Raw genomic sequence first — 9,825 nt, 5'->3', positions numbered from 1 at the left:
ACGCCAGATCGGGTCGCCTGCCATGTCCACAAGCCTCTATAGTGCTCAGGCCCAAATCAGCTCGGCTCCGGGACAGCGGGACGACGCCATCTCACGCAGGCATCCGGCCTGCGCAACTGGGTGAAGGGCCCTTCCGCGTTCCAACCTGACCTGGGGTTTTGATTGCATTTTCGGCAATATTGCATTTTCGGAAATCAGATCCGGGCCCTCTTCATCCGAAGGGATGAGTTCAGCAGCCGATTCTCCATCGGGTGTTATCGGGGCGTCGAGCGAAACGAAGTTCAATGGGAGCAATGCAAGGCACGTTCTGCCGGTGCGCCTGTCTCGCGAAGATCAACGATGTCGGGGCGGCGCACGCAGGATCTGCAGCTCGCGTCTCGATTGGACCATCACAGGGCGTCGTGCGAAGACTGGACCCGGGCCGCGCATGTAGTGAAGCTCGGGTCGGTATCGTGGAGCTATGAAATCGCGAACCGCGGATACCCAGCCTGCGATTAAAGCGTGGAGTTTCATCGTAGTTGTTCCTTTCTTGTCTAGGCAGCGTCAGTCCGCAAAGCAGGCCAACGTTGCCGGCAACCAAAGATCGATCGTCGTGCCCTGACTAGGAGCGCTTGTTATTGAGAGTCCACCACCCAAGCTTTCCATCAGTTGCCTGACGATCGCGAGGCCAAGACCGGTGCCATTGGTCCTCGTCGAGAAATTCAATTGTCCCGCCATCTTCAGCGTCTGGTGGTCCATCCCCACCCCGCAGTCGGCGACAGAAAGGCGGATCATCCGCTCGCCTCCGCCTGGATGACAGGCAGGCGGAAACTCCAACGCCGCTGTGATGGTGACGTCGCCGCCTTCGGGCATAGCGTCGCGCGCATTGAGAACCAGGTTGAGCAGAGCGCGCTCGACGAGCTGGCGGTCGATGAAGGCAGGTGGAAGCTCTTCGGCGCTGTCTAATTTGAGCCTGATACCTGGAGAGAGGACACTGGCGAGAGCCGGCTCGAGTAGCTCAAGTAGCTGGCGAATCAGCACAGGTTCAGGGCGCACCGGCCGCGGATTGGCGAAATCGAGAAGTTGGCGAGCGAGCACCTTGGCTTGAAATGCGCAGTATATTGCGCCATCGATCTTCTTCAGCTGCCTGGACGTACCTACGTGTCGAGCTTGCAGTTCCTCAAGGATAGTGACGATTGGCGTCAGTAGGTTGTTGAAATCGTGAACGATGGACGAAAGAAGCAACCGCGAGTCAGTCGCTGTAACGGCGGGGACCGCCTCCGAGCAGCGATAGCCTGATGTCAAAGGCGCTGGGGCCCGGTGAGCGGGCAAGCAACCCAAAGCCGTCCCGGATTCTGATGCGCGCATGCCAACCTCGCGAGCTTGGAAGAGCCATTCGCGGCAACTTCGTTACTCGTAATTTGATGGTTTTGCATGCCGTGAGCTATTGCACGGGGGTGGTGCCCAATGATCGATACGTTGCAGCAAGTAAACCTAGATTTAGTACGAACGTGTCGGACTTTCATGTTCGCACGTCGCGTCCGCCCCGGAAGCCAAGGCCGCGGCAAAACAGAGAAAGTCGGGTGGCGAATGTAGCTCGCCGGCATCTGAGCCGCGTCGAGTCGACACACCACGGATTTGCTTTGATGCGAATGTATGAGTTCCCCGATTCCCCGTGGGTAACGCTTCAATTTCGAAATCCCGGAGGAGCCTTTTTCCAAGGTATGCCGTTGCGAGCCATTTCGTAGCCGGTATGGTACAGTGAGCGCATGTAGTTGTTGTCAAACGGGGTCTTCGCTTCGGCCGTGAAATCGTTTGGATATCGATGAAGTTGTAGTCGATGCCGTCGCGCCTGGAGAAAGCCTGTAACGGTAGCCGATGCCTTGCGTCTTGATTGGGGATGAGAGCGCCTTCTCCGCGATGTCGGGCAAGGTGAGCTAGACGATGCTGGGTTCCGGCGTCGTGCCGGCGGGCATCAGGAAGGCTTCGTTGCTGGCGCCGTCGTCAACGTGCATCTCGTGATAAGTCTTACCCGCCGCCGTGACTTCCAGCTTGACCGGCGGAAAGATGCCGGGGATGGACGTGGACGCTAGGACCACCTGCTTGAATAGGTTCAGGCGGCCCGACTTGTGACTCGCAGCGATCGCGCCCATGTCCCAGATGATGGCGCGATCGGCATCGAGGTTGGTTGTCCTGATGAACAGCCGTTGGCCTTTGACCGGCTCCTGCGCAATCTTCGCCAGAACGTCATTGGTGATGTATTTGTCCTCATTTTCGCGAGCGGTGCGTTGCTGGTGAAGGATCCGCTCGACAGTGCGCCAAGGAGGCTGTGCTTCCTGTAGATGTTAGCGTCCTTGACTGTGGTATAGGCTTGTTTGAGCTGATCGTCATATGCCGGTCCGAGAAAGGCGGACGGCGCAATCAACGCACCCCGGCGCAGCTCTCACGTCTGCTGGAACGACACGAAGAGTTTCATGATCTCACTTCTGCGCCGTGCAAGGTGAACCGAAACACGGCACCACGAGGCTCGTTTGCCTGCACCCATAGCCGGCCCCCGTGGGCATCGATGATGGACCGGCATATCGATAGCCCCATCCCAGTCCCGCTGGGCTTGGTGGTGTAGAACGCCTCGAAAACGTGCTCCAGATGCGTCGGATCGATTCCTGGCCCAGAGTCTCGGACTGCCACCCCGATTTCTGTGCCGACTTGTTCCGTGCTAATCAGCAGGTCTCGTGGTCCCATCTCGACCGCCTCGATCGCTTCGACTGCGTTCAGGATCAGGTTGAGGATGACTTGCTGTAGTTGAACTCTATCCCCCTCAACGAGACACAATCCGTCGGCAAACCGGGTCTGGACCGACACCCCGTTTCTGTTGGTTACGCTTCGCGTTAATGCGATCACTTCATTGATAGCAGCGTTGAGATCGAAGCGCTCTTTTCGCGGCGGCGCTTTCTTAATGTGCTCACGAATGCGATCGATGATGTCCCCTGCTCGGTCGGTATCGCCGACAACGCAGGCGAGCGCTTCCCTGACCTCGCCCAAGTCTGGCGGCAGTATGTCAAGAAAATTCTGGGCTGCGCGGGCATTGTTCCGAGCACTGGCGATCGGTTGTGTGATTTCGTGAGACAGCGAGGCAGCCAATTCTCCCATTGTGCTTACCCGGTTCATGTGAGCGAAATCCGATTGCATCTGCTGCAATTGCGACAGCGCCTCTTCGGCATGCATCTGATCATCTATGTCGTGACAGAGGCCGTACCACTGGACGATGCGCCCGTCCTGATCCCGCAATGGCTCGGCGCGGCTCGACATCCAGCGATAGACGCCGTCAGCGCGGCGCAGGCGATACCGCATGGCGAAGCTCTCGCCGGTGACGAGGCAGCGGTTGAGGGCGTCCCTAAACTTCGCTGCGTCGTCCAGATGGACGGTCTCTATGATCGCGTCCAGCCGGCTCATCCCCGGCCTGTCCGTATCCGCTAAGTCCAGGCCGAGGAAATCAACCATGCGCCTGTTGAAGAAGGTCGGCTCGCCGTCCGGGGTCAGCCGCCAAAGGTGGCTCGGAACCATATCGACAAGCTGCGAGAGCTCCCGCTCCCGGTCGCGCAGCGCCGCCTCGGCCCGCTTCTGTTCGTCAATGTCTATTGTCGTGCCGTACCATTGGGTGATACGCCCCTGACTATCGCGTGAGGGTCGTCCTGAGTTTCGAAACCAGCGATACACACCGTCGGCGCGGCGCAGACGATGCTCTGTGTCATAGTGATCGCCGGTTTCGAGGCAATGCCGCCATTTGGTGGCGACTCGATCATAATCGTCGGGATGGACGACCCGACGCCAGCCGAACTCATCCTCGTCGTCGGAAGTATTAAGATCTTCGCGCGCGTTACCGAGGAAAGCCAAGGTGCTTGGACTGACATACGTGAACCTTCCGGCGGCATCGGCCGACCATGCGTGGCCGGGCATGCTCTCGATAATTTGCAGCGCGCGCTTTGCTTCGGAGTCGGTTTCGCCAGGTGAATTGGACGCTGTCGTCATTGGCTACTCCATGGAGTGCGCCCCTGAGGGTGGACCGGGTTCAGGCTGCTGATTGCCAGTCTGCCGGATGTGTTGATCCTCGAACTGCTGCGGGCTCAGATAGCCAAGCGCCGAATGGAGCCTGTGCTTATTGTAAATCACCTCGATGAAGTGAGGAAGGTGGTCAGCGACGCCCTCGAAGCTCTCGAAGGCTATGGGATAGACCGCCTCGACCTTCAACGTCTTCAATGAAGCTCTCCGCCTTGGCGTGGTCGTATGGGTTGCCTCTGCGGCCCATCGAACCAGGCACGGTTCAGGCTCCGCTTCTGGTGCGGTGGGCGCACCAGCCACCAGAATGACGTCGAAGCCGTCGGCAGCTTCCTCGAAGGTTAGGTCGGCCACCATTCGTATGCCGTTCGACGCGCGCAGCGGATTGCGGTGAGCGGCGACCAAATGCCGTTCATAGCGATCCGTGCTTGTCGAATAGCTGTTCGCCTCGCTGAACACGTCCACCTGGCCCTGCGACGTGCAGGGCTTGGACACCCTTGTATGGGGATTTCGTTGTCAAGGGGCCTTCACTGATTTCGCGGTAAAGCGGTCAGGATAGCCATAACAGAACGGTTGGTCACTGCCTTGTGCATTGGTCCGCGAGCATCAAATTCGAGGGGAGCCTGCCTTTGGGCGCATCGCATTACGCCGCAACCTTGTATTCGGTGGGTCTGCAAAAGACCCGGACCATGAAGCAGTCATTGGCTTCAGCAGCAAGGCTCCGAGGCGGCGGGCCCATTCTCATGACGGCAAATAACGCCATGGTGTCCATCGGGACACCGCCACCTCGAATCGATACGCGCGGGCGTCATTACGGCGGTTGATCCGTCAGGCGCCCTGCAGTGTGTTCAGTTCATCGGGCGCAATGTGACGCCCATCGGGATTTCGCCGACGGTAACCAATCGCCAGAGCGCGATGAGTAACTTGCGTGCGAGCGCCACGATCATCGTCGTCTTGCGGGCGCCCTGTGCCGCTCGTGCCTGGAACCATTGCGTCAGTTCGCTATTCTTTTGGAATCTCAGGAAGCGCCAGGCCAATTGGATCAGCCCGCGTCGCACCCGGGCGTTGCCTGCCTTGGCCAACCCCTTTTCGCGTCGTTTAGATCCGCTCTCGTCGGGGGAGCCTGTCAGACCGGCGTAACGCGCCACCGCGCGCCGGTCTCTGAGGTTGCGGCTAAGCACCTCGTGGACCAGCATGTCGGCTGTCTCAATCCCGACACCAATCACGCGCGCCAATAGCACAACCATTGCATTATACCCCGACGCGGGCGCCTGCTCAAGCTGGGCAATTCTGGCTTTTTCAATCGTCGTGATCTGATCGCGCACCACCGCAAGCCGAGCCATGTCGCGCCGCATCTCTTCCAGCATATTCGGCGGAAGCGGCTGTCCTTCCGAAGTGCGCACGTCCGGCAACTTCTTCGGCGCCCGGCGAAGCTCGGGCTTGAAGCCACGGATGCCGAGCCGAGCCAGCGCCCCTTTCATGCGATTGACTATCCGCGTTTTCTCGCTGACCAGGTTCTCCCGCTCGCGGCTCGGCCGCTTGGCATCCTCTTCCGCCAGTGATGGGATCGCCACCATGCGGCAGTGGCCACGCTCGCCACGCAGCCAACCCAGGAACACGCGCATCAGCATGGCCGTGTCTAGCCTGTCGGTTTTCGCCCGTCGGTGTTCACGGTTCACGGCGACGCTGGTTGAATGGATGACGTGAGCGTCTATGCCTCGCGTCTGCAGCCACCGGGCCAGCCAGAAGCCGTCTCGCCCAGCCTCGAAGGCCAGCGCGACCCGGTCTATCGGCATGCCCGCAGCCTCCGCCTCCGATCGCCAACGCGCGATCAAACCGAGCAATGCATTGGGATCGGGATCGAGTTTCTTGAGGGGGTGTCGCTGAACGCCGGGAAGCATTCCGGCCACCAGCCAGTTATTTTGACTCATTTCTACAACGACGAGCACAGTGCGAGCTTGATCCAATACAGTGATTGATCGGCTGAGATCGTCGACTTTGGACATGATAGTCTATCCTTCGGGTTGATCGTACGACGATGGTGCCACCTCGCCGCTCCCCCGCATAGCTTCTCATAGACCACAATCGCGACAGCTTGTACCGGCATTTCGCACCGCCCCGCTAAGCGCGGAAGCACGAACACGATCCGCTATGCGTTGACGACCTCCACGCCATCATCGGCAGGATCGATATGCACGAGGAAAGGCCGCTTGCCAAACAGCAGGCCATCTCACCGAAACTGCCCTTCGTCAGCGGTTCGTTAGGCACGCAAGCGACCGCTGCAACGCGCGAAGCACGGGCAGCACACTCGTAAATGGCATGGCGGTGTGGATGCCAGACAGAGGATCAGGCAGTTCGGACGCCTGTGCACATTAGTCGGCGGTGTCGACGTTTCAGGTGCGGAAAGATGGCGTCTTGCTGACACCTCGCTCAACGAGCAACGAGCCGCTACTTCAACGTAGCAAGATAGCCAACGAGGTCCGCCCGGTCCGTCGGGTCCTTCAGTCCTGCGTAGGGCATTCTGTTTCCGGGAACTACCTTCTGTGGCGATTCCAGATACGCATCAACGATCTTCGCATCCCAGACAATGCCGGACTTCTTCATCGCGTTGCTGTAGCGGAAGCCGGGAACCGTTCCCGCCTTCCTGCCGATGATACCTCCCAGGCCCGGCCCGACGCGATTGGCATGATCCGTCGCGTGGCATGCCGCGCAAGCTTTGAAGACGGTTTTTCCGTGCTCGGCGTCCTGTGCGTAGCCGGGATTTGCGGTTGCTCCCGCAAGTGCAAGCATCGCGATAAACACGCCAATCTTTCTCGCGCCTTTCATTGGGAACGTCCTTTTTAGATTGGGATTAGAGGTGACGTGGCCGTGCAACGTAATCGTTGAGGTCGTCGCCGAGTCGAAGAGCGAGTGCTCCTAGCGGGCCTGTCGGGTTGTAGCCCGCATTGAAGGGATAGACAGATGCACCGACGACAAACAGGTTCTCCGCATCCCAGTGTTGAAGATGAGGAGAGACGACGCTGGTGCCGGGATCGCTTCCCATGATCGTGCCGCCAGTGACATGTGTGGTCTGATAGACGCGACTATCGTACGGCCCTTGCGGGGGGCTGTCGGCGGCGCTATGTCGGCACCCGTCGCTTTGGCGATCTCATCGATCTTCTTCGAAAGATATACGGACATTTGGCGCTCGTTCTCGCGAACGTCGAACGTCATGCGCAGGAGCGGCTGACCATAGGCATCGACATAGGTCGGGTCGAGGTCGAGGTAGTTCTCCCGATGCGGATACCAGCTACCATGGGCGGAAATGGGGAAGCTGTGGGCGTACCAATCGGCGTTGGCCTGTTTCCATTTCGATCCCCATTTCGGAGTTCTGGGCGGGACGGCTCGGCTTGTAATCGGCCGTCCGTTGGTCACGTTGGCGTAGATGTAGCCGCCTCCAAAGAAGCCAAGACCGCTGTGGTCGAAATTGTCGCCGTTGAATTCGTCGATCACCGTCTGTGATGCACCGGACGCCAGGAACGGGTTGATCCAGCGGTCCTTGAAGAAGACACGCGTGCCGGACATTGTCTGGTGGCAGAAATTTTTGCCGACGACCCCGTGACCAGTCTTCGGATCGTAGGGCGTCCCAATCCCCGCCATCAGCAGAAACTTGGTATTCGACATCGTGAAAGAAGAAAGCACGACGACGTCGGCCGGCTGTTCGTACTCTTCGCCGGTTACACGATCTATGTAGCGAACGCCGGTCACGCGCTTGGCCTTGCGATCATAGCGAACGTCGAGAACGTGGCTTTGCAGGCGCAACTCGAAATCCTTGCGCTTCCGCAGCATTGGATAGAGCAGGACTTCGGGACTTGCTTTGGCGTTGGCTTCGCAGATGAAGCGCTCGCAATGGCCACAGAACTGGCACTGACCAAGCTGCATGCCATCGGGGTTGATATAAGCTTCCGGCGAATTCGCCGCCGGCATGGGAAACGGTTTGTAGCCTAGTTTTTTGGCTGCCTCGCTGAAAATCACGCCCGCTTCGGTGATAGGCAGAGGCTAAATCCGCCCCCGACGAAAACGACGGTGCGATGTTTCAAGCGTGTAGCCATGATTTCTTTCCTTAGGCGAAGTCGACGATGGATTTCGGATCGGCGGCACCCGGGAAAGGCTTGCCACGGAAATCGATCATGTCCTGGGAATGAACCGCGGGGAGACCTGGATAGCCGATCGCCTTCCAGAACACCTTGCCGACATTGCCGCCGTAGATGGGATCTGCAAAGCAAGCTTGCTCAAATAGCGGATAGACAAGTTCGTTGAACCACGAGGCGAGCTGGACGCGTTCGTCCGTCACCTTGCCTCCGGCAATTTCATGGAGAAATCGGTCGGCGACACTCTCATCCAACTCACTAAAGGCCTTGCCATTGCGTTTCCGGCAGGCGGCATCCGCAGCGCTAAGCCCCGCCTTGAAAAACTGCTCGGGGGTGAGTGGCGATTGATAGCCCAGTTCAGGCTTACCCTCTCGCCAGGGGCCGCGCATATAAAGGCGTGCGCCCTTACCGAAACCGCCGGCCAGTTGTCGGTCGATGTAGGCTGCAAGCCCGCAATCGACGCCCCCTGGTGTCAGCGCATCCGCAGGACACATCACGTTGACCATTACCTCGACGAAGCCGGCTTCGTCCGGGCCGAATGATAGATAGCCGGGCGTTGGCGATGGCAATGTGGCTGCGATAGTACTCGCGGAAGCATCCATGGCTTGGGAGGAGACAGGTTGGGATGCTTCCGCGAGAGCCGCGGTCGTCGCGGCGGTTCCTACCAGGATACCCGGAGCCAGCGAAGCAGCGCCCGTGGCAGCGGCAACGCCGAGAAAGTCCCGGCGGTTCGGATGGAAAATTTTGTCGCTCTGGTCATTGGTGATCGGAGTTGCAGTCCACTTGTTGGTCTTGGCAAAATCGCGTGAATCCATGGGGGCTCCTTTGCGGCCACGCGGGGCACGGCGGCACGCGCAATTGCTTCAATCAATCTCAGGGCGGCCGCGTATGCTCGGCTGGCCCAACCAGACCCAAAGATCGGACGCGGCGGACGAAATTAGAAATTCCCTTTGGTCATGCTTTCGATAGGCGCGAGATATCCTAGCCCAAAAGCGCCATGCGCTTTGTCGCCCGGAGGCATTTCAAACCGGCTCATTGCCGGATTGTCCCGGATACGCGGCGACCGGAGGCGAGCCGTGTGTCTAGACGAACGACGACGGATTGTGGATTCGCGGCGCGATCCGCGGACCTACTTTTCCGCTGCGGCGGCGTGCGGCCCGCGACACTCCCGTCTGGACCATCCAAGGAAACACGCGTCGATGCACGATCTGACTGCAACGCTGTCCCATAGCGACCACAACCTCTTTCGCTCCGACGTCGTGGAGGGACTGTCGCGCCGTCAAAAGACGATCCCCTGCCGCTGGCTGTATGACGAACGGGGGGGCGACCTGTTAGAGGAGATCACGCGGCTCGAAGATTACTATCCCACGCGCGCGGAGATAGCGATCCTGCGGGCGCGCCAACTCGAACTGCGACAGGTCGCCGGCCCGGGGCCAATCCTGATCGAGTACGGCGGGTGCGGGAGTGAAGACCGAACTCGTGCTGGTCTCCATCGACGTCGCGCACGAGCACCTGCTTCAAACGGCGCACCGGATGGAACGACGCTTTCGCTCTCTGTGAGTGCGGCCCGTGGAACGCGCGGGCAAATCCTGCTGTACAACAAGCCACTTAGTGCAAGAGCGCAAGGCTTTGGCAGTGACGCCGCGGCATTGGCCCGGAC

10 protein-coding genes and 1 pseudogene are annotated in these 9,825 nt (G+C 59.4%); 2 read left to right on the top strand and 9 right to left on the bottom strand.

The window, feature by feature from the left end:
• Positions 1 to 543: 543 nt before the first annotated feature.
• Both NKJ46_RS34000 and NKJ46_RS33995 read right to left on the bottom strand, forming a co-directional pair.
• The gene (locus NKJ46_RS34000; protein WP_352671615.1) at positions 544 to 1,224 is read right to left on the bottom strand and encodes an ATP-binding protein; all 681 of its coding nucleotides are present in this window, start codon (positions 1,222 to 1,224) and stop codon (positions 544 to 546) included.
• 692 nt (positions 1,225 to 1,916) lie between these two features.
• Positions 1,917 to 2,132 (bottom strand): hypothetical protein, encoded by a 216-nt coding sequence (locus NKJ46_RS33995; RefSeq protein ID WP_352671613.1) that lies wholly within the window; start codon positions 2,130 to 2,132, stop codon positions 1,917 to 1,919.
• Here NKJ46_RS33995 and NKJ46_RS33990 point away from each other — a divergent pair.
• Positions 2,109 to 2,321 (top strand): hypothetical protein, encoded by a 213-nt coding sequence (locus NKJ46_RS33990; RefSeq protein ID WP_352671611.1) that lies wholly within the window; start codon positions 2,109 to 2,111, stop codon positions 2,319 to 2,321. The two genes, NKJ46_RS33995 and NKJ46_RS33990, sit on opposite strands and share 24 nt — an antisense overlap.
• A gap of 130 nt (positions 2,322 to 2,451) precedes the next feature.
• Here NKJ46_RS33990 and NKJ46_RS33985 read toward each other — a convergent pair whose 3' ends face one another.
• The 7 genes and pseudogenes from NKJ46_RS33985 to NKJ46_RS33955 all read right to left on the bottom strand — a co-directional run bounded on the left by NKJ46_RS33985 (position 2,452) and on the right by NKJ46_RS33955 (position 8,980).
• On the bottom strand, positions 2,452 to 4,008 hold the full coding sequence (locus tag NKJ46_RS33985) for a PAS domain-containing sensor histidine kinase (RefSeq protein WP_352671608.1): 1,557 nt from the start codon (positions 4,006 to 4,008) through the stop codon (positions 2,452 to 2,454).
• A 3-nt stretch (positions 4,009 to 4,011) separates the two neighbouring features.
• Positions 4,012 to 4,500 (bottom strand): IS3 family transposase, encoded by a 489-nt coding sequence (locus NKJ46_RS34935; RefSeq protein ID WP_502903499.1) that lies wholly within the window; start codon positions 4,498 to 4,500, stop codon positions 4,012 to 4,014.
• Positions 4,501 to 4,883: 383 nt separating this feature from the next.
• Positions 4,884 to 6,041 (bottom strand): IS110 family RNA-guided transposase, encoded by a 1,158-nt coding sequence (locus tag NKJ46_RS33975; protein ID WP_352671605.1) that lies wholly within the window; start codon positions 6,039 to 6,041, stop codon positions 4,884 to 4,886.
• Between the two features lie 442 nt (positions 6,042 to 6,483).
• Complete coding sequence (locus NKJ46_RS33970; RefSeq protein WP_352671602.1) at positions 6,484 to 6,861, bottom strand: c-type cytochrome; 378 nt, start codon at positions 6,859 to 6,861, stop codon at positions 6,484 to 6,486.
• Positions 6,862 to 6,886: 25 nt separating this feature from the next.
• Complete coding sequence (locus tag NKJ46_RS33965) at positions 6,887 to 7,078, bottom strand: GMC oxidoreductase (protein ID WP_352671599.1); 192 nt, start codon at positions 7,076 to 7,078, stop codon at positions 6,887 to 6,889.
• Positions 7,079 to 7,614: 536 nt separating this feature from the next.
• A pseudogene (locus tag NKJ46_RS33960) lies at positions 7,615 to 7,956 on the bottom strand (GMC family oxidoreductase N-terminal domain-containing protein); the annotation flags it as partial.
• A 181-nt stretch (positions 7,957 to 8,137) separates the two neighbouring features.
• On the bottom strand, positions 8,138 to 8,980 hold the full coding sequence (locus NKJ46_RS33955) for a gluconate 2-dehydrogenase subunit 3 family protein (protein WP_352671596.1): 843 nt from the start codon (positions 8,978 to 8,980) through the stop codon (positions 8,138 to 8,140).
• Positions 8,981 to 9,364: 384 nt separating this feature from the next.
• On the opposite strand from NKJ46_RS33955, the gene NKJ46_RS33950 reads away from it, so the two are divergent.
• The coding region (locus NKJ46_RS33950) for an L-histidine N(alpha)-methyltransferase (RefSeq protein WP_352671593.1) at positions 9,365 to 9,825 on the top strand (461 nt) is incomplete at its 3' end.

Origin of the sequence: Mesorhizobium sp. M0166 (assembly GCF_040322255.1) — a bacterium.
Lineage (GTDB): Bacteria > Pseudomonadota > Alphaproteobacteria > Rhizobiales > Rhizobiaceae > Mesorhizobium.
Note: the sequence above shows the minus strand (reverse complement) of the source record. Positions and strands in the feature narration are given on the sequence as shown.

Bases quoted from the DNA above. Each gene is read 5' to 3' on its own strand.
- NKJ46_RS33975 (WP_352671605.1), bottom strand. From the start codon at position 6,041: ATGTCCAAAGTCGACGATCTCAGCCGATCAATCACTGTATTGGATCAA.
- NKJ46_RS33955 (WP_352671596.1), bottom strand. From the start codon at position 8,980: ATGGATTCACGCGATTTTGCCAAGACCAACAAGTGGACTGCAACTCCG.
- NKJ46_RS33965 (WP_352671599.1), bottom strand. From the start codon at position 7,078: ATGGGAAGCGATCCCGGCACCAGCGTCGTCTCTCCTCATCTTCAACAC.
- NKJ46_RS33995 (WP_352671613.1), bottom strand. From the start codon at position 2,132: ATGGGCGCGATCGCTGCGAGTCACAAGTCGGGCCGCCTGAACCTATTC.
- NKJ46_RS33985 (WP_352671608.1), bottom strand. From the start codon at position 4,008: ATGACGACAGCGTCCAATTCACCTGGCGAAACCGACTCCGAAGCAAAG.
- NKJ46_RS33970 (WP_352671602.1), bottom strand. From the start codon at position 6,861: ATGAAAGGCGCGAGAAAGATTGGCGTGTTTATCGCGATGCTTGCACTT.